The sequence below is a fragment of the Pseudomonas sp. Z1-29 genome (genome assembly GCF_051131995.1).
Classification (GTDB): Bacteria; Pseudomonadota; Gammaproteobacteria; order Pseudomonadales; family Pseudomonadaceae; genus Aquipseudomonas.
In genome coordinates this window covers 3112382-3137549 of the sequence record NZ_CP071645.1, presented here as the reverse complement: position 1 = coordinate 3137549, position 25168 = coordinate 3112382, and the positions used below count along the sequence as shown (strand labels likewise).

Here is a 25168-nt window from a genome sequence, read left to right as displayed (position 1 = left end):
AGCAAAGATCAGGAATGTGCCGTCGCCTTGGCGCCGGCTCATGCTGGGAGTCGCCGCGACCTTGGCATGCCTTGCAATGGCGGCAGGCTGCGCGCGGCAGCCCAGCGCGGCCGATGCCATGACCGAAGCGGAAAATTTCCAGGCGTATGCCCAGGCATCCCGCGCCTGGATTGAGGAAAAGCGCCTGTTCCAGACCGAGAATCGCGCCGATGAGCTGGACTGGAACGCGCCTTATGAAGTGCGCCCCGATGTTCCTTCCACCAAGGCCATTCTCTTGCTGCATGGCTTGGGGGATTCACCCTGGTCCTTCGTCGATATCGCCCGGGATCTGGCCGCCCAAGGCTACGTGGTGCGCGTCGCATTGCTGCCCGGGCATGGCACCAAGCCGGCCGACCTGATCGATGTGCAACTGGAACAGTGGCAACAGTTGGTCGAGCAGCAGGTTGCGTTGCTGCACAAGGAGTTCGCGAACGTCTACCTGGGCGGTTTCTCGACCGGCGCCAATCTGGCGCTGGCCTATGCCGCCAGGGACCCGGACATCAAGGGCCTGGTGCTGTTTTCCCCGGCCTTTCGCTCGAGCGAGTCCTACGACTGGGCCACGCCCTGGCTGGCGCATTTCAAGACCTGGATCCTTGCGCCCGACAATTCCCGGCCGCAGCAGTCGCCCGTGCGCTACCACAATGTCCCCACCAACGGCTTTGCCCAGTTCTACCGCAGCAGCGTAGCGGTTCGCCGGCTCATCGAGCAGCAAGACTTCGATCGGCCGGTGGTGATAGTGCTGACCGAGCAGGATTCAGTCGTCGACGTGCGCTACGTGCGGGAGCTGTTCCAACGGCGCTTCACCCATGCCGCGAGCCGGTTGATCTGGTATGGCCAGGCGGAGCCGACCGGTGACAAGGGCGCTGCGCAGGAGCGGCGCATCCTGACGCGCAGCGACCGCATCGCCGATGAACGCATCAGCCAGTTTTCCCACATGGGCATCCTCTTCTCGCCAGCCAACCCGCTCTACGGTCGTTCGGGCACCTTGCGGTTCTGCCGCAACAGCCGCAATGCCGACGAAGTGGCCCGGTGCGAAGCGGGGGAAGAAGTCTGGTATTCGGACTGGGGGTACAGCGAGCCGGGGAAGATCCACGCACGGCTGACTTACAATCCTTATTTCGAATGGCAGTCCGGGGTCATTCGTGGGGTTTTACAGGTGGCAGAGCAGGGCAGTTGAATCGCCCTGACCCTTCAGCCTGTTCCAGAACTCCTCTGCCGCTGCGCTGATCGGCGCGGTTGGGCGGGTGAGATGGATTTCCAGTGGAATATCCCAGCTTTCATCCAGGGCCCGGACCAGGCGCCCGTCAGCCATTTCCTGTTCTGTCAGGCTTTTGGGCAGCCACGCGACGCCCTTGCTTTCCAGTGCCATGGACATCAGCACCGCGGCGAGATGGCTGCTGAAAAGCGGCTTGAGGTGCAGGTATTCCTCCTTGCCGTGGAGTCGGTGAGCGACGATACGCCCGAGCCCCGATTCCTCGGTGTAGGCCAGGTAGGGCAACGTCGCCGGTGAGGTACCGAAATTGGCCGAGGCACTCGCCAAGGGTATCAGGACGTCCTCGCCGACCTTTTTCCCGCTGAATTGATCAGGCGCCAACAGTGGCGGTACGTCGGGGTGCCGATGGCAGAGCAGGAACTGCACCTGACCGTGAATCAGCATCTGCTCGCACACCGCCATGCTGTCGGAGTGCAGGCGCACGGCATCTATCGGCGCGCCATTTTCGGCGCTTCTCAGCCAGCGCGGAAAAAACGTGAACGACAGTGAATGCGTGGCTGCAAATTGCAGCGTCTTGGCGGCCACTCCGGCGACTTCCTGGGCCTCGGTGCGCAGCCTGTAGAGGCGCCTCGCAGCCTCCTGGGCGCCAGGCAGAATCTGCCTTCCAGCCTCGGTCAGCGTCGCGCCTTGAGGCGTGCGCACAAACAGATCCACGCCCATCCAGTTTTCCAGCGAACGGACCCTGCGACTGAAAGCCGGCTGCGTAACGTGGCGCGCTTCGGCGGCGCGAACGAAGCTGCCGTACTCTGCAAGTGCTGAAAAATCTTCTAGCCAGACGAGTTCCAAGGGCAATGCCTCCTGTGCATAGGGCGCGGCATTAATAGCATTGGGCGGGTTTCGTCGCAAAGCATAACGTGGGGTCAACCACAACAAGAGGAACCCCTCATGCGTATCGTCGACATCCGCGAAAAAACTGTTTCCATCGCCTCTCCGATTGCCAATGCCTATATCGATTTTTCGAAAATGACCTGCTCGGTCGTGGCGGTTGTCACCGATGTGATTCGCGATGGCAAACCGGTGATCGGTTACGGTTTCAACTCCAACGGTCGCTACGGCCAGGGCGCGCTGATGCGTGATCGATTCCTGGCGCGAGTCACCGAGGCCGACCCGGAAACGCTGATCGACAAGGAACACGCCAACCTGGATCCGTTCGCCATCTGGAAAACCCTGATGACCAACGAGAAACCGGGTGGCCACGGTGAGCGTTCAGTGGCCGTCGGCACCATCGACATGGCCGTGTGGGACGCGGTCGCCAAGATCGAAGGCAAGCCGCTGTACCGCCTGTTGGCCGACCGTTATCGCGGTGGCGTGGCGGATGACAAGGTCTGGGTCTATGCGGCGGGTGGTTATTACTATCCCGGCAAGGACCAGAGCAAGCTCAAGGCAGAAATGCAGGGTTATCTGGATCGTGGCTATGACGTGGTCAAGATGAAGATCGGCGCGGTGCCACTGGATGAAGACATCCGGCGCATCGAAGCGGTGCTTGAAGTGGTCGGGGACGGGCGGCGACTGGCGGTTGATGCCAACGGCCGCTTCGATCTGGAGACCGGTATCGCGTACGCCGAAGCCATCAAGCAGTACAACCTCTTCTGGTACGAGGAAGTCGGCGATCCGTTGGACTACGCGCTCCAGGCCGAGCTCGCCAATCACTATGAACTGCCGATGGCGACCGGCGAGAACCTGTTCTCCCATCAGGACGCGCGCAACCTGCTGCGACACGGCGGCATGCGCCCGGATCGCGATTACCTGCAGTTCGATTGCGCCCTGTCCTACGGGCTCGTTGAATACATGCGCACCCTGAAAGTCATGGAGGAGATGGGCTGGTCTTCGCGCCGCGTGGTGCCTCATGGCGGCCATCAGATGTCCCTGAACATCGCTGCCGGTTTGCACCTGGGCGGCAACGAATCGTACCCCGATGTGTTCCAGCCGTTCGGCGGTTTTGCTGACGGCATCCGCGTGGAAAACAGCTACGTCGGCCTGCCGGATATTCCTGGCGTCGGTTTCGAAGCCAAGTCCGCCCTGTACGCGGTCATGCGCGAGCTGGGCGAGGGCTGATCGTCCTCATCGTCGCGGCCTCCAACGAGGCTGCGGCATCGGGCGTCGCGCAGACGCCTGCCACATGCCCATCACAACAATAAAATGAGGTGCTCTCGTGGAAATCTCCAAGTCTCGCTGGTACAGCCAGCTGTATGTGCAGGTACTGATCGGCATCGTGATCGGCGCAGCGATCGGTTACTTCATCCCGAATGTCGGGGCCAAGCTCCAGCCCTTCGCCGATGGCTTTATCAAACTCATCAAGATGCTCTTGGCGCCGATCATCTTCGGCACGGTGGTCGTGGGTATCGCCAAGATGGGCAGCATCAAGGAGGTCGGACGGATTGGTGTGAAGGCGCTGATTTACTTCGAGATCCTTTCGACCATTGCGCTGGTCGTCGGCCTGGTCGTGGTCAACGTCGTCAAGCCTGGCGTCGGGATGAACATCAATGCCAACTCCCTTGATGGCAGCTCCATCAGCAAGTACAGCCAGGCGGCGAGTGAGCAGGGTGGTACCGTCGAGTTCTTTCTCAACATCATCCCGCAGACGTTTGTCGGCGCGTTCTCCAATGGCGTCATGCTCCAGGTGATTCTGCTGTCGGTGCTGATGGGCGTCGCCCTGGTGCAAATGGGCGAAACCAGCAAGCCGCTGATCAACACCATCGATCTGTTCCTGCAGGGGCTGTTCAGGATAGTCGCGATGGTCATGCGCCTGGCGCCAATCGGCGCGGGTGCCGGCATGGCATTCACCATCGGCAAATACGGCATCGGCACCTTGCTGTCCCTGGGCCAGTTGCTGGTCGCTCTGTATGTCACGACGCTGATTTTCATCGTCGTCGTGCTGGGCGCGGTCGCCCGATGGTCGGGGATGCCGCTGATGCAGTTCCTTCGTTATTTCAAGGACGAGATCCTCATCACGCTGGGGACCTGCTCGACCGAAGCGGTGCTTCCGCGAATGATGGTCAAGCTGGAAAAACTCGGCTGCAGAAAGTCAGTCGTGGGCATGGTCTTGCCCACCGGGTACACCTTCAATGCCGATGGCACCTGCATCTACCTGACGATGGCGGCGATTTTCATCGCCCAGGCCACCAATACGCCGCTGACGTTCATGGACCAGATGATCCTGCTGGGTGTGTTCCTGCTCACATCAAAAGGCTCGGCGGGTGTCGCCGGAGCCGGTTTCGTGACCCTCGCCGCGACACTCACCACGATTCATTCCATCCCCTTGGTCGGGTTGGTGCTGCTGCTCGGGATCGACCGATTCCTCAATGAAGCACGGGCCGTGACCAACCTGATCGGCAATGGCATCGGCACCCTCGCCATTGCCAAGTGGGACAACTCCTTCGACGTGCAAGCCTGCGAGCGTGAGATCGCGGCGATGAAACAAGAGAAGGCCGATCGAAAGGCGCTGTTGGCGCCTAAATGACGACGCCGACCGGTCATGCGGTCAGTCCAGTGACCGGTCCGGCGCCTTGTTCTCGACCAGGCAGTTGCCGCCGTCCACCACCATCACTTCCCCGGTGATGTAGCTCGCCTCGGCAGAGGCGAGGAAGGCGACCAGCGCGGCGACTTCCTCCGGGCGACCGGCCCGGCGCATCGGGGTGTAGCGCGCGGCATTGGCTTCCTCGGCGGTGGTCGAGCCGGTGGCGATCCAGCCGGGTGCGACGCAGTTCACCGTGATTCCCTGCCGGGCCACTTCCAGCGCCAGGCCCATGCTCATGCCCACCATGGCGGCCTTCGCGGCGCTGTAGGCCGCCTCGCCAGGATTGCTGCACCGCGTGCCGGTGGTGGAACTGATATTGACGATGCGTCCGTAATTGCGCGACTGCATGCCGGGCAGGACGGCGCGGGTCAGCAGGAAAGCCGTGGTCACATTTCGCGCCAGCGACAGGTTCCACAGCGCCAGGTCCATGGTTGCCACCTCGGAGAAAGACTCCGGGCTGCCTTGCATGGCCATGCCGGCGTTGTTCACCAGGATGTCGATCCGGCCCCAGACGGACTCCGCCCACGACCCAAACTCGCGTACCTGTTTTTCATCGGTGAGGTCGAGGGGCCGTCCCGCGACTTCAAACCCTTCGGCGCGCAGTTCCTCGATGCGCGCTTCGATGCGCGCGCTGCTGGCGGTAACGATCAGCCTGGCGCCGGCGGCACCGAGCCTGCGGGCGATCGCCATGCCGATGCCCGTCTCGCTGCCAACGCCGCTGATGAGCGCCACAGGGTTAAGTCCGATTGCGTTAGGCATGGCAGTCTTCCAAGAGTGGTGGCCGGTCAGTATGGCATCGATTTGCCAGTGCAAAGAGCACTCTACTGCGGCCACTGCTCCAGCAGGATCGAGACGAATTTCTCTGCGGCAGGCGACAGCGAAGCCCCTCGTCGATAAACCAGGCCCAGTGACCGGTTCACCACCGGCTCGATCAGCGGCACGCTGACCAGTGTCGGATGGTCCCCGGCAGGCATTGCCAGGCTGGGCATCGCCGACACCCCGAGGCCGGCCTCGACCAGGCCGAGGGAGGTGGACAGGTGTTGCACTTCATAGAACCACTGCGGGCGCCAGCTCAGGCCAGACAGCGCGTGATCGAGCAGCATGCGGTTGCCGCTCAGGCGCCCGACGCCGATCAATCGATAGTCGCTGAGTTCCGACCAGGTCATGGCGCTGCGTCCTGCCAGTTCATGGTCGCGCCGGCAGGCCAATACAAAGGGTTCGTTGACCAGCGGCACGAATTCGATGTCCGGGTGCTGGCCGCTCATCATGTTAATGCCGAAATCGGCTTCGCCGCGCAGTACTGCCTCCAATCCTTCGTTGGCGCTGAGGTCCAGCAGGCGGATGCGAATTTTCGGGTAGCGCTCGTTGTAGAGCCGGATCACCGAGGGCAGGAAGTAGAACGCCGCCGTCGGGATGCAGGCCAGGGTCACTCGGCCGATCTGTCGTTCCGCCAACTCGCGGATGTTGAGGATCGAGTCGTCGAAATCATCCAGCAGGCGTCGCGCCTTGGGCAGGAAATCCCGCCCGACGCTGGTCAGGCTGACCTTGCGCGTGGTGCGATCAAGCAGAGCCGTTCCCAGGCCTTCCTCAAGTTTTTTCATGCGCCGGCTCAGGGCTGGCTGGGACAGGTGCAGCGCATCGGCGGCCTCGTGAAAACTCCCCAGTTCGGCGATTTTCACGAAAGATCGGATGTCCTGCAGTTCGTATTCCATGTTTTTATCTCGCTGGGAAGGGGCTTGAACACGCCCCGGATCGTAGAATAATTCTTTTGTGAAACGCAATAATGGCTCCGATCTTTGCATTGGAATCACTTTTTAAACCCTGCCACTCTTGTGTCCAGAACATCAATTATCCAGATTGATCAACAAGAGTTAGTGGTCATGCAACGAATTCCTTGTGTACTCATGCGCGGCGGCACGTCCAAAGGTCCGGTATTTCTCGCCTGGGATTTGCCTGCGGTGATCGCCGAACGAGACGAGTTGCTGCTCAACCTGATGGGTTCCGGTCACGAGCTGGAAATCGATGGCATCGGCGGTGGCAGTCCGCAGACCAGCAAAGTGGCGATCGTCAGTCCTTCGCTGCATCCGGAGGCCGATGTGGATTACCTGTTTGTGCAGGTCATGGTGTCCCAGCGGCGGGTCGATACCGCGCCCAACTGCGGCAACATGCTCTGCGCCGTCGGCCCGTTCGCCATCGAGCAGGGCCTGGTCAAGGCGACAGGCGAGCTGACCCGGGTGCGTATCCGCAACCTCAACACCGGCACCTTCGTCAACGCCGAGGTGCAGACTCCGCAAGGCAAGGTCAGCTATGAGGGCGACACCGCCATCGATGGCGTGCCCGGCACGGCGGCGCCAGTGCAACTGACCTTCCTCGACGCCGCGGGCAGCAAGACCGGCAAACTCTTCCCGACCGGGCAACCCCTTGACCTGATCGACGGCGTCCCGGTGACCTGTATCGACATGGCCATGCCGATGCTGATCATCGAGGCCAGCCAACTGGGCAAGCGTGGCGACGAGAGTCCGGCCGAACTGGACGCCGACAAGGCTTTCCTGCAACGCCTGGAGTCGTTGCGACTGAAAGCCGGGCTCGCGATGGGCCTGGGCGATGTCAGCGACAAGGTGATTCCCAAGCCGGTGCTGGTTTCCGCGGCCAAGAGCGGCGGGACGATTCAGGTGCGCTACTTCATGCCGCACAACTGCCACCGCGCGCTGGCGATTACCGGCTCGATCGGCCTGGCGACGGCGTGCGTGACCGACGGCAGCGTGGTCGCCAACCTGCTCGGCGGCGCCAGCGAGCCGCGCTTGCAGCGGGTGCGCATCGAGCACCCCAGCGGCGGCATCGACGTGGTGTTGTCCTACACCGGCGAAAAGGGTGAGACCATCCGTGCGTCGGTGGTCCGCACCGCCCGCCGGCTCTTCTCGGGTTTCGTCTACGCCACGGTTTCCCGGCGCCTGGCCGGATAGTCCAGGCCGTTTTTGTCATTGCATCAGCGACTCAATAACAACAAGAGATCTGACATATGCTCGCTTTACTTGGCTTGGCCATGGTGGTGGTCTTTACCTTCCTGATAATGACCAAACGGCTGTCGCCGATCGTCGCCCTGACAATCGTGCCGATCGTCTTCGCAATACTGGGCGGGTTTGGCGGAACCACCGGCAAGATGATGCTGGACGGCCTGAAGATGGTCGCGCCGTCGGCGGCGCTGCTGCTGTTCGCGATCCTGTTTTTCGGCCTGATGATCGACGCCGGCCTGTTCGACCCGCTGATCCGCAAGATTCTCAAACGCGTCAATGGCGACCCGATGAAGATCGCCGTGGGCACCGCACTGTTGTCATTGCTGGTGGCCCTGGACGGTGACGGCACGACGACCTACATGATCACCTGCGCCGCGATGCTGCCGCTGTACAAGCGCATCGGCATGAATCCGATGATCCTGGCGACCGTCTCGATGCTGTCGCTGAGCATCATGAGCGGTATGACGCCCTGGGGTGGGCCGGCGACCCGCGCCATCGCGGCGTTGGGCCTGGATGCCGGCGAGTATTTCGTGCCGCTGCTGCCGACCATGATCGGCGGTGCCGCCTGGGTGGTGTTCACCGCATACCTGCTGGGCCGCGCCGAGCGCAAGCGCATTGGCAATATCCAGCTGCAAAGCGGTGGCGGCGACTGCTACATCAAGGCGATTCTTGAAGACACGCCGCACAAGCGTCCGAAGCTGGCCTACGTCAACCTGCTGCTGGTGATTGCGGTCATGGTCGCGCTGGTGATGGGGCTCATGCATTCGGCGATCCTGTTCCTGATCGGTTTTGTCCTGGCGCTGGTGATCAACTATCCGCAGCTGGATATCCAGAAGGAGCGCATCCTCGCTCATTCGGGCAACGCCATGACCGTGGTCTTGCTGGTGTTCGCGGCGGGCATTTTTGCCGGGATCTTCTCCGGGACCAAAATGGTCGATGCCCTGGCGCAGACCCTGGTCGACTGGATCCCGCCATCCTGGGGCCATCTGTTCCCGCTGGTGGTGGCGATTACCAGCATGCCGCTGACCTTCGTGCTGTCCAACGATGCCTACTACTTCGGTGTGGTGCCGATCCTCGCCAACGCCGCTGCCGCCTACGGCATTCATCCGGTGGAAATCGCCCGGGCGTCGATTCTCGGCCAGCCGGTGCACCTGATGAGTCCGCTGGTGGCCTCGACCCTGTTGCTGGTGGGCATGGTTGACCGCGACCTCGGCGACTTCCAGAAAGCCACCCTCAAATGGGCGGTGCTCACCTCCCTGGTGATTACCGCGTTGGCCCTGCTGACCGGGGCGCTGACGCTGTTCTCCTGAGTCACCCGACAACCTTGTTGCTCGCCTGACGCTCCCCACTCGGGGAGTGCGCTGGCCTGCGCGCCAAATAACAACAATGAGAAATCCGACATGAGCAATTACCTGACCCGCGCGGCCTGGTTTCCGATCCTCGGCCTGTTGCCGCTGCCCATGGCCAGCGCCGAAGGGTTCATCGACGACAGCAAGTTGAAGTTGCAACTGCGCAACGTCTACTTCAACGAAAACTTTCGCGACGAACATGGCATGAGCGCACGGGCCGCCAAGACCGCCAAGAGCGAGCGAACCGAATGGGCCCAGGGTTTCCTGTTGGATTACCAGTCAGGTTATACCCCGGGTATCGTCGGTTTCGGCGTCGATGCCCTGGGCCTGCTGGGGGTCAAGCTTGATTCCGGGCGCGGGCGCAGCGGCACGGGCCTGCTACCGGTGCATGACGACGGGCGCGCCGCCGACGAGTTTGCCAGCGCCGGCATGACCGCCAAGGCCCGGGTGGCCAAGACCACCCTCAAGCACGGCACCCTGTTGCCGAAGAACCCGGTGCTGATCTACAACGACGCGCGCCTGTTGCCGCAGACCTACCAGGGGACCCAGATCAACAGCAGCGACATCGCCAATCTCAGCCTGACTGGCGGGCATCTGCAGCGTTTCAAACTGCGCGATTCAAGCGACAGCATGCCGATCGTGCCCGACGGTTATGGTGGCGATCAGTCAGGCGACTTCAGCTACGCGGGCGCCGACTACAAGTTGGGCAAGACCCTGCGCCTGAGCTACTTCTATGGCGAGCTGGAGAACTTCTATCGACAGAATTTCGCTGGCATCCAGCACGACCTGCCGCTTGGCCCCGGGGTTCTCACCAGCGATCTGCGCTATTTCAACAGCGCCGATTCCGGCTCGGCCTACGGCGGGAACATCGATAACGACATGCTCAGCGGGCTGCTGTCCTATGCCGTCGTGGGCCACACCTTCAGCGCCGGCTACCAGAAACTCAGCGGGGAAGGGGGTTTGCCTTATATCAGCGGGGCGACGGTCTATTCCTTCAGCAATGCCGGGATCGGCAAATTCATCGAGGAAGACGAGAAGACCTGGATGCTCGGTTACGGCTACGACTTCGCGCGCCTTGGCATTCCCGGCCTGACGTTTTCCAGTCGTTATCTCAGCGGTGACGATGGCAAGTCCAACAGCGCGGTGAAGGAATGGGAGCGTGATGCAGAAGTGGCCTATGTCGTGCAGCAGGGCACTTTCAAGGGACTGGGTGTGAAACTGCGCAACTATGTCTATCGCTCGGATTTTGCCAGGGGCCGTGACAGTAATCGTCTCTACCTGACCTACGATGTGGCGCTTTGGTAGTGGCTTGGCCTGCGCCGAGGGCGGAAATGGGGCATGACGAAATCATGGCGTTCCCTACACCCGCTTGAACGTCTCCCCCAACGCAGCCTCTGACACTAGTACAGGGCGCACGCACGTCGCCCATTCACCGCGCGGAGGATAGGTTCACATGAAGATTCTAATGGTCCTTACATCTCACGATCAGTTGGGCGACACCGGCAAGAAAACCGGCTTCTGGCTGGAAGAATTCGCCGCTCCCTATTACGTGTTCGTCGATGCCAAGGCCACGGTCACGCTTGCGTCGCCGAAGGGCGGGCAACCACCGCTGGACCCCAAGAGCGATGAAGAGGACGCCCAGACTGATGCAACCCGTCGCTTTGGCACCGACACCCAGGCCCAAGCGGCGTTGGCCAACACCGTGCCGCTGGGCGAGGTCGACCCCTATGACTTCGATGCGGTGTTTTATCCCGGCGGTCATGGCCCCCTGTGGGATCTCGCCGAGGACACCGACTCCAAGACCCTCATCGAAGCGTTTTACGCAGCGAATAAACCCATCGCGGCCGTCTGCCACGCGCCCGGAGTGTTCAAGAACGTCAACGCCCCGGATGGCCAGCCGGTGGTCAAGGGTAAAAAAGTCACCGGTTTCACCAATTCCGAAGAAGAGGCGGTGGGGCTGACCGAAGTGGTCCCGTTCCTGGTCGAGGATATGCTCAAGGCCAAGGGCGGCGAGTATTCCAAAGGGGCGGACTGGGGCAGCCATGTGGTCGAGGACGGGCATCTGATCACCGGGCAGAATCCCGCCTCATCCGAAGCGGCCGCCAAGGCGTTGCTCAAGCGGTTGGAGGCGGAACAGGCGGGTTGAGTCAGGTTTATTGAACGGCTTATTCGGCGCCTGATTCTCAAGGGTGCGGGTATGAAGGGCTTTGATTGGTAATGCTGTGAGTGAAGGATGTTGAATCCTTGTGGCGAGGGGATAAATCCCCTCGCCACAGATTCATATGCTTCATTAAATACACCGCATCAGGGCTTTCACAGGGCAATCAGCCGAACCCGACGATGGCCTTGGTTTCCAGATATTCCTCAAGCCCGAAGACGCCGTACTCACGCCCGTTTCCCGATCGCTTGTAACCACCGAACGGCGCCATCGGATTCCAGGCCGGGTAATTCAGGAGCACTTGCCCGGCGCGGATCCGAGAAGCCACCGCGCGCGCCAGGTCAAGGTCCTGTGACTGGACGTGGGCGCCCAGCCCATAGACCGTATCGTTCGCAATAGCCACCGCCTCGTCGATCGTTTCATAGGCAATGATGCACAGCACCGGCCCGAAGATTTCCTCCTGGGCGATGCGCATGGCGTTATCCACCTCGGAGAACACTGTCGGGCGGGTGTAGTAACCCTTTTCAAAACCGGGCACGCGTCCAAGTCCGCCGCAAAGCAGTTTTGCGCCTTCGTGCAGGCCGGTCTCGATCATCGCCTGCACGCGATTGAACTGGGCTTGATTGGCAATCGGGCCGAGTACCGTTTCCGGCGATTGCGGATCACCAACGATGATCGCGTTGGCGGTTGCGGCCGCCAGCGCTTCGACTTCAGCCAGTCGGTCCTTGGGAACGATCATGCGGGTCGGGGCGCTGCATGATTGTCCAACGTTGCGCAGCGCCGCCAGCACGCCGGCCGGGACGGCTTTGGCAAAGTCCGCATCGGGAAGCAATATATTCGGCGATTTGCCGCCCAGTTCCTGGCCGACCCGCTTCGCCGTCGGGGCGGCCGCCTGTGCCACCAGCGTGCCCGCGCGGTTTGAGCCGGTGATCGAAATCATGTCGATATCAGCGTGTGCGGCCATCGCGGCGCCGACCACATGGCCGCTGCCGTTCACCAGGTTGAAGACCCCCGGTGGCAGGCCCGCGTCATGCACCACCTGTGCAAACAGCAGGGCGCTCAGCGGTGACAGCTCACTGGGCTTGAGCACCACCGTGCATCCGGCCGCCAGTGCCGGGGCGACTTTTGCTGTGATCTGGTAAAGCGGCCAGTTCCAGGGCGTGATCAAGCCGCAGACGCCTATGGGTTCGCGTCGGATTGCGGTCGTGCCCTCGAGCGTCTGGAAGCAATAAGTGGACAGCAGATCGCGCGCGACCCGAACGTGTTCGGCCGCCAAGGGTACCTGCATTGCCCGAGCAGCAGCGATGGCCGAGCCCATTTCCAGGGAGATCGCCTGGGCAAACGCTTCTTTTCGCTCAAGGATAAGCTCATGGATCTTGCCCAGCAGCAGCGCGCGCGACGCCGTGGAGGTGGCAGACCAACCGGCAAACGCGGCGCGCGCCGCTGCTACCGCCCGATCGATATCCTCGGCAGAACCGCTGGCAACCTGGGCGACCACTTCTTCTGTCGCCGGGTTGACCACCGCCAGGCTGGCCGGGCTGGCCGGCGCAGACCAACCGCCATTGATATAAAGCCGCTGAGCCGTTTGCGGATCAACACTGTAGCGATTCGAAGATTGAATAGTCATCCAAGGCGTTCCTTTAGAGCGGCATGTCGAGTCTGCTCAATAAGCTAACAAAGCGGCTCGGACAAAATATGCCGTTGTTCAAGGGCCCAAAGGAGAATCTGCCGTATCTGCCAGGCTAACTTCCCATTAACCATGGCCTGCCAGGCTCTGACGCTTCCGACCGCAACGCCCGGGTTCGGAGCGTCCCGCAAAGTCTGCTGAACAGGTCGCGCAAAACGGTGCTTTGTACCAGGCGGCCTATACTTTTAGCCGTTTATGCACGGTTTCATGGTGTTGTAATAACGCCACCGCTCACCGCCCTTCAATGGACATCCCAAAATGCCTGCACCGTTAACTTCCGTAGAGACGAATTCTGAACTGCCGACGCACGCTGACGTTGTCGTGATCGGCGGCGGCATTATCGGAACCTTCACGGCCTATTACCTGGCAAAGCGCGGCCTGAAGGTCGCGCTGGTGGAGAAGGGGCGCGTGGGGGCGGAGCAGTCGAGTCGAAACTGGGGTTGGTGCCGTCAGCAGAATCGGGACGCTCGTGAGCTGCCGCTGTCGACCAAGAGCCTCGAACTTTGGGAACAGTTCGCCGCGGAGACCGGCGAGGACACCGGATTCAGAAGGTGTGGCTTGCTCTATCTGAGCAACAACGAGAAAGAACTGGCGGGTTGGGCAAAGTGGGGTGAGTTTGCCCGTACCGTCAATGTCACAACGCACATGCTGACGGCGGAACAGGCTGCAGAACATGGCCGGGTGACTGGCAAGTCCTGGAAAGGCGGGGTCTTCTCGCCGACCGACGGTACGGCAGACCCGTCCCGTGCCGCTCCGGCGGTTGCGCGGGCGATCATCAAGCTGGGCGGCACGGTGCATCAGGGCTGCGCTGCCCGTGGCGTCGAGACCGAAGGCGGCCGGCTATCGGCGGTCGTTACCGAAAAGGGCACCATTCGCACCAAGCTCGCGGTGCTGGCCGGTGGCGCATGGGCGTCCTCGTTCTGCCGTCAGTACGGCATCCGGTTTCCCCAGGCGTCCATTCGCCAGACGATACTGTCGATCTCCAAGGGCGCCGAAGAGATACCGGACGCACTCCACACGGATGAGGTCTCCATGACCCGTCGCTCTGATGGCGGTTTCACGCTGGCCATCAGTGGCAGAGGGCGCGTTGACCCGACCCCGCAGCTGTTGCGGTTCGCTCCGCAGTTCCTGCCGATGTTCCAGCGTCGCTGGCGCAAGCTGGCGCCCGGTGGTCTGCAAGGCTTCCAGTCGGGGCATGAAGGCCTGGGCCGCTGGCGGTTGGACCAGCCAACCCCGATGGAGCGGATGCGCATCCTCGATCCTGCAGCCGATGCATCGGTTGTCGAGCTGACTTACAAGCGCGCGGTCGACCTGATCCCGATGCTGAAAAACTCGTCAGTCACCGCTGCCTGGGCAGGTTATGTGGACAGCACGCCTGATGGCGTCCCGGGCATTGGCGAAATAGCGAGCCTGCCTGGCCTGGTGCTGGCGGCGGGGTTCAGTGGCCATGGCTTCGGCATCGGCCCTGGCGCGGGCCACTTGATCGCCGACATTGTCAGCGACATGCCTCCCCTGGTTGACCCGCGTCCCTATCACCCGGATCGATTCCAGTCTTCAGCCTGGGGCAAAGTCGCGGAGTTCTGAGGCCAGTACAAATCTCACCGGCAACACAAGCAACGGGCGCATCCTCAGGGAATGCGCCCGTTCTCGTTGGCGGGGTGGATTCTGCCGCCGGCGGCGGTTCGACTGGTTTTTTGCGCACCATAAATGGCCGCGAACACCCTGAAAAAAGTGCAGATGCCCGGGCTTGGCGCATCCCGCACAGTCTGCTGAGCGGGCCCCGAAAAACGGTGGTTTGTGCCAAGCGGCCTATACTTTTAACCGTTTATGCGCGGTCTCATGATGCTGTAATAAAACCGTGATGCAGCGTTGCAGCCAGGCTTCAAGAACGAGCAACCGCTTGCCCCTCATGACCTCAACCATCACTCAGGACCGCACTCATGAGCTTCCTTCGCCCCAAGTTCATTACCTTTGACTGCTATGGCACGTTGACCAACTTTCAGATGGGGACCATGACGCGCGAGCTGTTCGCCGATCGGGTCCCAGCCGAGCAGATGGATCAGTTCGTCAAGGATTTCTCGGCCTACCGGCTGGACCAGGTGATGGGCGACTGGCGGCCCTATGATGAAATTCTCAAGACTGCCCTGGCCCGGGTCTGCAAGCGTTGGGGGGTCGAATACAAAGGCGAAGGCCAGCTCTATTACGACGCCGTACCGACCTGGGGCCCACATGCCGACGTACCGGCAGGCCTGTCGAAAATCGCCGACAAGATTCCCCTGGTGATTTTCTCCAATGCGATGGACGAGCAGATCATGTCCAACGTCGACAAGCTCGGCGCACCTTTTCATAAAGTCTTCACGGCTCAACAGGCCCAAGCCTACAAGCCACGTCTGGCGGCCTTCGAGTACATGCTCGATAACCTCGGCTGCGGGCCGGAGGATGTCCTGCATGTGTCTTCGAGCTTCCGCTACGACCTGATGTCGGCCCACGACATGAAGATCAAGCACAAAGCCTTCGTGGCCCGGGGTCATGAGCAACCGGCGAACGCGGCCTTTGGTTACCACCAGATCCCGGACATCGGCGGGTTGGCCGGTCTGGTCGGTCTCTGAGTCTCATTGCACGCTTCAAGGCATAAGGGGTTAGACATGGGCAGTGAGTCTTATTGGCTCGATACCGCACCGGCATTTACCGGTGCCCAGCTCGGTGCGTTACCCGGGCAGGTCGATGTGGCCATCGTCGGTGGCGGTTTCACTGGCCTGGCCGCCGCCCGGTCCCTGGCCTTGAAGGGCGCCAATGTGGTGGTGCTGGAAGGCGGGCGGGTCATTGGCGAGGCTTCGGGGCGCAATGGCGGCCAGTGCAACACCGGCGTCGCCCAGGACTACGCGTCATTGAGTGCCAGCCTCGGCGCCGACAAGGCGCGCGCCTATTACCAGGCCTATGAAAGCGCCGTGCAGAGTGTCGTCTCGCTGGTGGAGCAAGAGCAGATTGCCTGCGACTTCAAGCGCAACGGCAAGCTCAAGTTGGCGGCCAAGCCCCTGCACTACGAAGGGTTGGCACGTACTTGCGAATTGATCCGGCGCGAGGTCGATGCCGAGGTCGAGTTGCTGTCTGCGCAGGAAGCTCGGGCTGAAGTGAACTCGGCCCAGTTCCATGGCGGCTTGCTGCAGCGTAACGGCGTGCAGATGCATGTCGGACGCTTCGGGGTCGGATTGGCCGAGGCCGCGGCCCGTCACGGCGCGCTGATTTTCCAAGGCGTATCGGTAACGGACTGGAAAACCAGCGCCGGTGGTTATCGGGTCAATACCACCAAGGGTTCGCTCCAGGCCACGCAGATCCTGCTGGCCACGGGAACCTGCCAGCAGGGTGGGTTGGGTTGGTATCGGCGGCGGATCGTGCCGGTGGGCAGTTTTGTGATCGCCACCGAGGTGTTGCCGCAGGCCCTGATCGACAGTTTGCTGCCGGCACACCGCTCCTATGTCACCAGCCGGATGATCGGCAACTACTTTCGGATCACCCCGGACAACCGCTTGCTGTTTGGCGGGCGGGCGCGGTTCGCCATGTCCGACAGTGTGTCCGATGCCAAGAGCGGCAAAGTCCTGCACGCGGCGATGGTGCAGATGTTTCCGCAACTGGCCCACGTGAAGGTCGAGTATTGCTGGGGCGGATTGGTCGACATGACCTCCGATCGGCTGCCCCGGGCCGGCCAGCACGGCGGCGTCTATCACTCCATGGGCTACAGCGGCCATGGCGTGCAGATGTCGGTGCACATGGGCCAGGTCATGGCCGACGTCATGGCCGGGAAAGTCGAGGCCAACCCTTGGCGCGAACTCGACTGGCCGGCCATCCCCGGACATTTTGGCAAGCCCTGGTTCCTGCCGCTGGTAGGTGCGTATTACCGCCTTCAAGACTATTTGCACTGAGTGGCGAGGGACGCTTCAGGTTTCATCACATTGCGTATAGCGCGAGCAATCGAGCCTTATCATTTGCGAAAGGTAGAACCGACATGACTGACAAAAAAAACAGTATCGATACCCAGCTGATAACAGGTACGGAAAGTCTGCGCGTTTTCGAAGGGCTCAATCGCGGCATGTCCCGCCGCAATGCATTGCAGATGCTCGGGTTGGCCGGGGTGGCCGTGGCGGGCGCCGGTAGCCTGTTCGGCACCGCCGGCAAGCTGTTCGCCGATGAGGAGGCCGCCAGCCCAGGCAAAGGCAAGCCGGGCGGGCGCATCCGCGTCGCCGGCTCGACCAGTTCCACCGCCGACACCCTGGACCCGGCCAAAGGTTCGTCGTCCACCGACTACGTACGCCATTACATGTTCTACAACGGGCTGACGCGTTTTGACAGCCACATGGTGCCGCAACTGGAACTGGCCGAGCGTATCGAGACCACGGACGCCACGCTCTGGGTGATCAGCCTGCGCAAGGAAGTGACCTTCCACAACGGCAAGGCATTGACCGCCGCCGACGTGGTGTTCTCGCTGTTGCGTCACAAGGACCCGATCACCGGCTCCAAGGTCTTGCCGCTGGCGTCGCAGTTCGCCGACGTCAAAGCCGTCGGCACCCATGAAGTGCAGATTCAGTTGAGCGGCCCCAACGCTGAACTGCCCTCGGTCCTTGCCGTCTCGCACATGTTGATCGTGCCCGAGGGCACCAGCGATTTCACCCAGGGCATCGGTACCGGCCCGTTCAAGGTCAAGGAGTTCAAGCCCGGGGTGCGTTCGGTTGGCGTGCGCAACAGCAATTACTGGAAGCCCGGCTTGCCGTACCTGGACGAGATCGAATTCATCGGCATTGCCGACGAATCGTCACGGATCAACGCCCTGCTGTCAGGGGACGTGCACATCGTCAACGAGGTCAACCCGCGTTCGACGACCCGCATCAAGGCCAGCGCCCGGCATCGGGTCATCGACTCACCGTCGGGCAACTACACTGACCTGATCATCCGTCAGGACCAGATGCCCGGCAAAAGCCCGGAGTTCACCCAGGCGATGAAGCTATTGCTGGACCGGGAACAGATCAAGTCGGCGATCTTCCGTGGCTATGCGCGGGTCGGCAACGACCATCCGATCGCGCCCGGAGCACGCTTCTTCAACGCCGATTTGCCGCAACGGGCTTACGATCCTGAACAGGCCAGGTCGTTGTTGAAGAAGGCCGGCATGGAAAGCATCAGCATGCCGCTGATGTGCTCGCCCGCGGCGACCGGTTCGGTGGACATCGCGGTGCTGCTGCAGCAGTCCGCCAAGGAAGCCGGGCTCAAGCTCAACGTCAACCGCCTGCCGAGCGATGGCTACTGGTCCAACCACTGGGCCAAGCACCCGCTGAGCTTTGGCAACATCAATCCGCGACCGAATGCCGACATGCTGTTCTCGCAGTTCTTCCAGTCGAGCGCGCCCTGGAACGAATCAGGCTGGAAAAACGAGCAGTTCGACCAATTGTTGATACAGGCCCGCGGTGAAACCGACGAGGCCAAGCGCGGCAAGATGTACGCCGACATGCAGGTGCTGGTGCATGAGCACGGAGGTATCGGCGTACCGGTGTTCATCAGCAACATCGACGGTGCCGACCAGCGCGTAAAGGGCTACGGCGCCAATCCCCTGGGCGGTTTCATGGGCTACATGTTTGCCGAGCAGATCTGGCTGGATGCCTGATGAAGGTCGGTTTGGGCCACATTGCACGAGGGTCGGATGATGAATAGCAACACACTGTGGTTGATCGGCCGCCGTCTGGGGGCGGCGGTCGTGACCTTGTTGATTGTCTCGATGGTGGTGTTCGCCATCACGGCGGTACTGCCGGGGGACGCGGCGCAACAGGCGCTGGGACAGTTCGCCACGCCGGAACAGGTGGCGGCCCTGCGGGCGAAAATGGGCCTGGACCAGCCCGGTGTGTTGCGTTACCTGCATTGGCTGACGAGCCTGCTCAGCGGTGACCTGGGGATGTCGATGTCCAACGCCACGCCGGTAATCGAGCTGATGGCCGGCCGGGTTCCCAACACCTTGATGCTCGCCGCTGCCACGGCCCTGGTGTCGGTGCCCGTGGCGTTGACCCTGGGTATCGGCTCGGCCATGGGCCGAGGCGGGCGCCTCGACAGCTTCCTGAGTTTTTTCACCTTGACCATGGTGGCCGTGCCGGAGTTTCTGGTCGCCACCTTGGCGGTGCTGATATTCGCCGTGAACCTGGGTTGGTTATCGGCGCTGTCCTATGCCAGTGACATCACGTCCCCCTGGCAATTCATGCGCACCTACGCATTGCCGGTGATGACGCTGTGCTGCGTGATTGTCGCGCAAATGTCACGCATGACCCGCGCAGCCGTGATCGATCAGCTCGACAGCCCTTACGTGGAAATGGCCCGGCTCAAGGGCGTGAGCAATATCCGTATCGTGCTCCGGCATGCCTTGCCCAATGCCATCGGCCCCATTGCCAATGCCATCGCCCTGAGCTTGTCCTACCTGTTGGGCGGGGTGGTGATCGTCGAAACGATCTTCAACTATCCCGGCATTGCCAGCTTGATGGTCGATGCCGTGACCAACCGCGACATGGCCCTGGTTCAAGCCTGCACCATGTTGTTCTGTACGGCGTACCTGGCGTTGGTGTTGATCGCCGACCTGTGCGCGATTCTTTCCAATCCGAGGCTGAGAAACCAATGAACAACCTCATTGTGAAATCGCCGACGGCGGCCGCTGCGCTGGGGTTGGGCAAAGACGCCCACGCAAAGTCCTGGCTTGGCCTGGCCGGCGCCGCGATGTGTGTGATCTGGTTGCTGGTGGCGATTTTCGGCCCGTGGCTGGCGCCGCATCCGGTGGGCGAAGTGGTCTCCGACAACGTCTTCGACAGCCTCAGCGCGACGTACCCGTTCGGCACCGATTACCTGGGCCGCGACATGCTCAGCCGGGTTCTTGTCGGCGCGCGTTTCACCGTCGGCCTGGCGTTGGTGGCCGCGGTGCTGTCGAGCACCCTGGGAACCAGTCTGGCGCTGTTGTCGGTGGTGTCGCCAAAGTGGCTGGATGAGCTGATCAGCCGCCTGATGGACGCGTTCATTTCGATCCCGAGCAAGATGCTGGCGCTGATCATGGTCTCGGCCTTCGGCTCCTCGGTCACCTTGCTGATCTGCACGGCGGTGTTGAGCTACACCCCCGGTGCCTTCCGCATCGCCCGCAGCATGGCGGTGAATATCGAAGCGCTGGAGTACGTGCAAGTGGCCCGTACCCGGGGCGAGCGCCGACTGTATATCGCCTGCGTGGAAATCCTGCCGAATATCCTCAATCCGGTGCTGGCGGACCTGGGCCTGCGTTTTGGTTTCATCGTGCTGCTGCTCAGTGGCATGAGTTTCCTCGGGCTGGGCGTGCAACCGCCGGATGCCGACCTTGGCTCGCTGGTGCGCGAGAACATCGGCGGCCTCAATCAGGGGGCGCCGGCCATCGTGATTCCTGCCCTGGCCATCGGCACCCTGACCATCGGCGTGAATCTGTTCATCGACCGGTTGTCGTCGCGACGTAGCCGACGTACGGGAGGTCATTGAAATGAGCGAATTGATTCGGGTACAGGACCTGCGCGTGGTCGCCTGCGGCGAGCGCGAGGAGGTGGACATCGTCAAGGGGGTCAGCTTCTCCCTGCAAAAAGGCGAAGTATTGGCGTTGATCGGTGAGTCCGGTTCCGGCAAGACCACCATCGCCCTGGCATTGCTCGGTTATGCCCGACGCGGTTGTCGGCTGGCGGGCGGCGTGGTGCAAATCGGCGAGGACGACATGCTGGCGTTGAGCGAGAGCCAATTGCAGAAGTTGCGCGGCAACCGCGTGTCCTATATCGCCCAGAGCGCCGCAGCGGCGTTCAACCCGGCGAAAAAACTCATCGACCAGGTAGTGGAAGGCGCGCTGATTCATGGCCTGGGTAGCCGAGCGGTGCTTGAGGCGAAGGCCATCGAGCTGTTCCGTGACCTGGCCCTGCCAGACCCGGAGCGCATCGGCCAGCGCTATCCTCATCAGGTGTCCGGCGGGCAGCTGCAACGGGTAATGGCGGCCATGGCGCTGATCAGCGATCCATTGCTGGTGGTGCTCGACGAGCCGACCACGGCCCTTGATGTGACGACCCAGATCGATGTACTGCGGGCCTTCAAACGGGTAGTCCGCGAGCGTGGGGCCACGGCCGTCTATGTGTCTCACGACCTGGCGGTCGTGGCGCAGATGGCTGATCAGATCGTGGTACTCAATGGCGGCGAGATCTTCGAACATAGCGCCACGGCACCTTTGCTCAAGGGCCCGGCCCACGAATACACCCGCAGCCTGTTGGCGGCGGCGCGGCCGGACACGACGATCCGTCCGCCCGGCGACATCGCGCAAGACACCCCTTTGCTGACCATCCAGGGGCTGACCGCCGGCTACGGCAACAAGAATGCCCAGGGCATGCCAGCGATTCGCGTGCTGGAAGACATCGACCTGACGGTTCGCCGAGGCCAGGCCATTGGCGTCATCGGTGAGTCGGGCTCGGGCAAATCGACCCTTGCACGGGTGGTGGCCGGGTTGTTGCAGCCAGCCCTTGGCGGGTTGTCCTTCGATGGTCAACCCCTGGGCGGCAGCCTGCCGTCGCGTACCCAGGAGCAGTTCCGACGCATACAGATGGTCTTCCAGAATGCCGACACCGCACTCAATCCGATGCACAGCGTCAGCACGATCCTGAGCCGCCCGCTGAAGATGTATTTCGGCCTCAAGGGCGCCGCGTTGCGCGAGCGTATCGGCGAGCTGCTGGACCTGGTGCGTTTGCCCCGGACGATGGCGGACCGGCGTCCGAACGAACTGTCCGGCGGACAGAAGCAACGGATCAACCTGGCCCGGGCCTTGGCGGCCAAGCCAGACCTGATTCTCTGTGACGAGGTGACCTCGGCGCTGGATACCGTGGTCGGTGCGGCAATTCTCGAATTGCTGCGCGATTTGCGCCAGGAGCTAGGAGTGTCCTATCTGTTCATCAGCCACGACATCTCCACCGTGCGCGCCTTGTGTGACGACATCGTGGTGATGTATAGCGGGCACAAGGTCCAGGCCGGTACGCGTCAATCCTATGCCGAGGCTCCGTTCCATCCGTATACCGATCTGTTGATCCATTCCGTACCGGAACTGCGCCAGGGCTGGCTGGAAAGCTGCGGGGCAACGACCTGCCAGACGCTGCCGCCGATTGGGCCGAAAGCCGCTGTGCCAGGGCTGTGCACTTTCCTCAGTCGCTGCCCGGTGCGGGTCGACGGGCTGTGCAACCGCGTCGCGCCGGACCGACGGATGTTAGTCGGTGGCAGCGAAATCCTTTGCCACCACGACAGCGCCGAACTGATGAAAACCCAGCAACCGAACACTCCGACCGTGGCGGCGTACGCATGAAATCCCGTGTATTGGAGATTCTCAAACGGCTGATGGCCTTCGACACCGTCTCTTCGGAATCGAATATGGCCTTGATCGAATACGTGCGCGATCTGCTCATGACCAAGGGCATCGAGTCCTTGATCGTGCGGGACGACAGCGGCAACAAAGCCAACCTGTTTGCCAGTACCGGTCCAAGGGATGTACCGGGGATCCTGCTGTCGGGTCATACCGACGTGGTGCCAGCGGCGGGGCAGGCCTGGACCTTCCCGGCGTTTGCGGCGACGGTGCGGGACGGACGGATCTATGGCCGTGGCAGTTGCGATATGAAGGGCTTTATCGCCCTGGCAGTCGACGCCATGCTCGATGCCGCCGAGCAGCCATTGAGCAGGCCGCTGCAGCTGGCGCTGTCCCATGACGAGGAGATCGGCTGCGTGGGGGTACGGCGTTTGCTTGATGTGCTGCACCTGGCACCGGTCCGGCCGTTTCTGTGCGTCATCGGCGAGCCGACCCATATGCAGTTCGTTCTCGGGCACAAGGGCAAGGGTTCCTACCGTACGTACTGTCGTGGGCTGGAGGCGCACTCATCATTGGCGCCACGCTCGGTCAATGCGATTCATGTGGCCTGCGATTTCATCGCCGCGCTGCGCCTGAGCCAACAGCAGTTGCAAGAGCAGGGTGCCCGGGATACCGATTACGATGTGCCCTACAGCACCGTGCATGTCGGTCAGATTGTCGGCGGCAAGGCGCTGAACATCGTACCCAACCTGTGCACCCTTGATTTCGAAGTGCGTAACTTGCCGGCGGACGACCTGGACGGCTTCCTCGAGCAGATGCGCGAACGGGCCGAACTGATCGTACGCGAGGCGCAAAAGCTCTCCAGCGTGGCGGCGATTGAAATCGAGACCCTGAACGTCTACCCGGGCCTCGACACCCACCCGAGCGTCGAAGCGGTACGGTTCCTGAAAAACTTTGCCGCCCCGGACACTGGCACCGCGAAAGTCTCGTTCGGCACCGAGGGCGGGTTATTCAAGCAACGCCTGGATGTGCCAGTGGTGGTTTGCGGCCCGGGTTCGATCGAACAGGCGCACAAGCCTGACGAGTACATCGAGATCAGCCAGATGGAGGCGGGTGAGTACTTCCTGCAAGGGTTGCTGGGCTCGATGCGCATTTGATCGTGCAACAGTAAAGCCTGCCGTCGAAGGCTGATTTTCAGCATTCAAGGCTGTAGGGCCGGCGTTTTCAGCATCCTCGTCCAGGGCGACTCAATAGACTGAAGGCTGTCTCAGAACAGGACCCGACGTCATGCTCAAGAATCGCCTGAAAGACCCCAGCCTGCTGGTAGAACTCGCTTACATCGACGGCCAGTGGGTCGGCGCCGACAACGCCGCCACCCTGGACGTGATCAACCCGGCCACCGGCGAGGTGCTTGCCCGGGTACCGGCGATACACGGCAGTGAAACCCGGCGCGCCATCGAAGCTGCCGACCGTGCCTGGCCGGCCTGGCGTGCACGTCCGGCGGCGGAACGGGCGGCGCTGCTCGATCGCTGGTACCAGGCGATGATCGACAACCTCGACGACCTGGCGCTGATCCTCACCCTTGAGCAGGGCAAGCCGCTGGCAGAAGCCAAGGGCGAGATCCGCTACGGTGCCAGCTTCGTCAAATGGTTCGCCGAAGAAGCCCGACGGATCTATGGCGAAACCATCCCGGCCCCCAGCGGTGATCGGCGCTTGATGACCCTCAAACAGCCGGTGGGCGTTTGCGCCGCGATCACCCCGTGGAATTTCCCCAATGCGATGATCACCCGCAAGTGCGCACCGGCCCTGGCCGCGGGCTGTACGATCGTGGTCAAGCCGTCGGACCTGACCCCGCTGTCGGCCCTGGCCCTGGCGGTGCTGGCCGAGCGGGTCGGGATTCCGGCCGGGGTGTTCAACGTCGTGACCGGCATACCCGCCGGCATTGGTGAAGAGCTGACCGGCAACCCGACGGTGCGCAAGCTTTCCTTCACCGGCTCTACCGCTGTCGGACGCCTGCTGATGCGTCAGAGCTCGGAACACATCAAGCGCTTGAGCCTGGAGCTGGGCGGTAACGCTCCGTTCATCGTGTTTGACGACGCGGACCTGGAGCAAGCCGTGACCGGCATCATGCTCAGCAAATTCCGCAACGCCGGGCAGACCTGCGTCTGCGCCAACCGCATTCTGGTGCAGGATGGGATCTACGAGCGCTTCGCCCAGCGCCTGGTGGAGGAGGTGGGCAAGCTCAAGGTTGGCGACGGCCTCGAGGCCGAGGTGAACATCGGTCCGCTGATCAACGCGGCGGCGGTCAGCAAGGTCGCTCGACACATCGACGAGGCGTTGAGCCAGGGCGCTCGCCTGCTTTGTGGCGAAATCCCCACGGGCGACAGCCGGTTCGTCCAGCCGACGGTGCTCGGGCAGACGCATGCCGGGATGCTGCTGGCCAACGAAGAAACCTTCGGTCCGGTTGCTCCGCTGATGCGCTTCAGCACGGAAGAAGAGGCGCTCGCCTTGGCCAACGCTACGCCCTATGGCTTGGCGGCATATTTTTTCACCCAGGATCTGCGCCGCTCATGGCGGTTCGGCGAGGCCCTGGAGTTCGGCATGGTTGGCCTCAATACCGGGCTCATTTCCATGGACGTCGCGCCCTTCGGCGGCATCAAGCAATCGGGCCTGGGGCGTGAAGGCAGCAAGTATGGCCTGGATGAATTTCTTGAAGTCAAAGCCTTCCACGTCGGCGGGCTGTGATGCGGTCAGCGATTTGAAGAGGAGGCAC

The 25168-nt window shown here is 62.1% G+C and carries 20 protein-coding genes; 16 read left to right on the top strand and 4 right to left on the bottom strand.

The genetic code is table 11. The features are described 5' to 3' along the window. Positions 1–76: 76 nt before the first annotated feature. Positions 77–1216 carry an alpha/beta hydrolase gene (locus J3P84_RS14260; RefSeq protein WP_434631320.1) on the top strand — a complete coding sequence of 380 codons (1140 nt, stop codon included), beginning with the start codon at positions 77–79 and terminating at the stop codon, positions 1214–1216. Here J3P84_RS14260 and J3P84_RS14255 read toward each other — a convergent pair. Beyond that, on the bottom strand, positions 1190–2098 hold the full coding sequence (locus J3P84_RS14255; RefSeq protein ID WP_434623768.1) for a LysR family transcriptional regulator: 909 nt from the start codon (positions 2096–2098) through the stop codon (positions 1190–1192). The two genes, J3P84_RS14260 and J3P84_RS14255, sit on opposite strands and share 27 nt — an antisense overlap. 99 nt (positions 2099–2197) lie before the next feature. Here J3P84_RS14255 and J3P84_RS14250 point away from each other — a divergent pair, with 99 nt between their 5' ends. Together J3P84_RS14250 and dctA are read left to right on the top strand one after the other, a co-directional pair. Then, entirely contained in the window at positions 2198–3367 is a 1170-nt protein-coding gene (locus J3P84_RS14250) for a mandelate racemase/muconate lactonizing enzyme family protein (RefSeq protein WP_305494702.1), read from the top strand. A 97-nt stretch (positions 3368–3464) separates the two neighbouring features. Next, on the top strand, positions 3465–4772 hold the full coding sequence (gene dctA / locus J3P84_RS14245) for a C4-dicarboxylate transporter DctA (protein WP_434623766.1): 1308 nt from the start codon (positions 3465–3467) through the stop codon (positions 4770–4772). 21 nt (positions 4773–4793) lie between these two features. Here dctA and J3P84_RS14240 read toward each other — a convergent pair whose 3' ends face one another. Together J3P84_RS14240 and J3P84_RS14235 are read right to left on the bottom strand one after the other, a co-directional pair. Further along, positions 4794–5588, bottom strand: a complete 795-nt coding sequence (locus J3P84_RS14240) for an SDR family NAD(P)-dependent oxidoreductase (protein WP_434623764.1) — start codon at positions 5586–5588, stop codon at positions 4794–4796. A gap of 62 nt (positions 5589–5650) precedes the next feature. Next, the gene (locus J3P84_RS14235; protein WP_434623762.1) at positions 5651–6541 is read right to left on the bottom strand and encodes a LysR family transcriptional regulator; all 891 of its coding nucleotides are present in this window, start codon (positions 6539–6541) and stop codon (positions 5651–5653) included. Positions 6542–6709: 168 nt separating this feature from the next. Between J3P84_RS14235 and J3P84_RS14230 the strand changes: the two genes are divergently transcribed. The 4 genes from J3P84_RS14230 to J3P84_RS14215 all read left to right on the top strand — a co-directional run bounded on the left by J3P84_RS14230 (position 6710) and on the right by J3P84_RS14215 (position 11338). Beyond that, on the top strand, positions 6710–7792 hold the full coding sequence (locus J3P84_RS14230; protein WP_434623760.1) for a 4-oxalomesaconate tautomerase: 1083 nt from the start codon (positions 6710–6712) through the stop codon (positions 7790–7792). A 56-nt stretch (positions 7793–7848) separates the two neighbouring features. Then, the gene (locus tag J3P84_RS14225; protein WP_305494673.1) at positions 7849–9153 is read left to right on the top strand and encodes a CitMHS family transporter; all 1305 of its coding nucleotides are present in this window, start codon (positions 7849–7851) and stop codon (positions 9151–9153) included. A gap of 90 nt (positions 9154–9243) precedes the next feature. Continuing rightward, complete coding sequence (locus J3P84_RS14220) at positions 9244–10497, top strand: OprD family porin (RefSeq protein WP_434623757.1); 1254 nt, start codon at positions 9244–9246, stop codon at positions 10495–10497. 148 nt (positions 10498–10645) lie between these two features. Further along, positions 10646–11338, top strand: a complete 693-nt coding sequence (locus tag J3P84_RS14215) for a type 1 glutamine amidotransferase domain-containing protein (protein ID WP_434623755.1) — start codon at positions 10646–10648, stop codon at positions 11336–11338. Between the two features lie 178 nt (positions 11339–11516). Here J3P84_RS14215 and J3P84_RS14210 read toward each other — a convergent pair whose 3' ends face one another. Beyond that, positions 11517–12977 carry an aldehyde dehydrogenase family protein gene (locus J3P84_RS14210; RefSeq protein ID WP_434623753.1) on the bottom strand — a complete coding sequence of 487 codons (1461 nt, stop codon included), beginning with the start codon at positions 12975–12977 and terminating at the stop codon, positions 11517–11519. Between the two features lie 318 nt (positions 12978–13295). Between J3P84_RS14210 and J3P84_RS14205 the strand changes: the two genes are divergently transcribed. From J3P84_RS14205 to J3P84_RS14165, 9 genes are all read left to right on the top strand, one after another. After that, complete coding sequence (locus J3P84_RS14205; protein WP_434623751.1) at positions 13296–14621, top strand: NAD(P)/FAD-dependent oxidoreductase; 1326 nt, start codon at positions 13296–13298, stop codon at positions 14619–14621. Between the two features lie 356 nt (positions 14622–14977). Further along, positions 14978–15646 carry a haloacid dehalogenase type II gene (locus tag J3P84_RS14200; protein WP_305494668.1) on the top strand — a complete coding sequence of 223 codons (669 nt, stop codon included), beginning with the start codon at positions 14978–14980 and terminating at the stop codon, positions 15644–15646. A gap of 36 nt (positions 15647–15682) precedes the next feature. Next, positions 15683–16957: an NAD(P)/FAD-dependent oxidoreductase gene (locus J3P84_RS14195; RefSeq protein WP_434623749.1), complete on the top strand. Its 1275-nt coding sequence runs from the start codon at positions 15683–15685 to the stop codon at positions 16955–16957. Positions 16958–17040: 83 nt separating this feature from the next. Beyond that, positions 17041–18687: an ABC transporter substrate-binding protein gene (locus tag J3P84_RS14190; RefSeq protein ID WP_434623747.1), complete on the top strand. Its 1647-nt coding sequence runs from the start codon at positions 17041–17043 to the stop codon at positions 18685–18687. A gap of 39 nt (positions 18688–18726) precedes the next feature. After that, positions 18727–19683, top strand: coding sequence for an ABC transporter permease (locus J3P84_RS14185; RefSeq protein ID WP_434623746.1), 957 nt, complete (start codon positions 18727–18729; stop codon positions 19681–19683). Next, a complete protein-coding gene (locus tag J3P84_RS14180; protein ID WP_434568485.1) occupies positions 19680–20555 on the top strand; it encodes an ABC transporter permease in 876 nt (291 codons plus the stop codon). Before J3P84_RS14185 ends, J3P84_RS14180 begins: the two co-directional genes overlap by 4 nt. 1 nt (position 20556) lies before the next feature. Continuing rightward, positions 20557–22398, top strand: a complete 1842-nt coding sequence (locus J3P84_RS14175) for an ABC transporter ATP-binding protein (protein WP_434623743.1) — start codon at positions 20557–20559, stop codon at positions 22396–22398. Then, complete coding sequence (argE, locus tag J3P84_RS14170; RefSeq protein ID WP_434623741.1) at positions 22395–23552, top strand: acetylornithine deacetylase; 1158 nt, start codon at positions 22395–22397, stop codon at positions 23550–23552. The genes J3P84_RS14175 and argE overlap by 4 nt, the downstream gene beginning before the upstream one ends. A gap of 130 nt (positions 23553–23682) precedes the next feature. Next, a complete protein-coding gene (locus J3P84_RS14165) occupies positions 23683–25140 on the top strand; it encodes an NAD-dependent succinate-semialdehyde dehydrogenase (protein ID WP_434623739.1) in 1458 nt (485 codons plus the stop codon). The last annotated feature ends 28 nt before the right edge of the window (positions 25141–25168 follow it).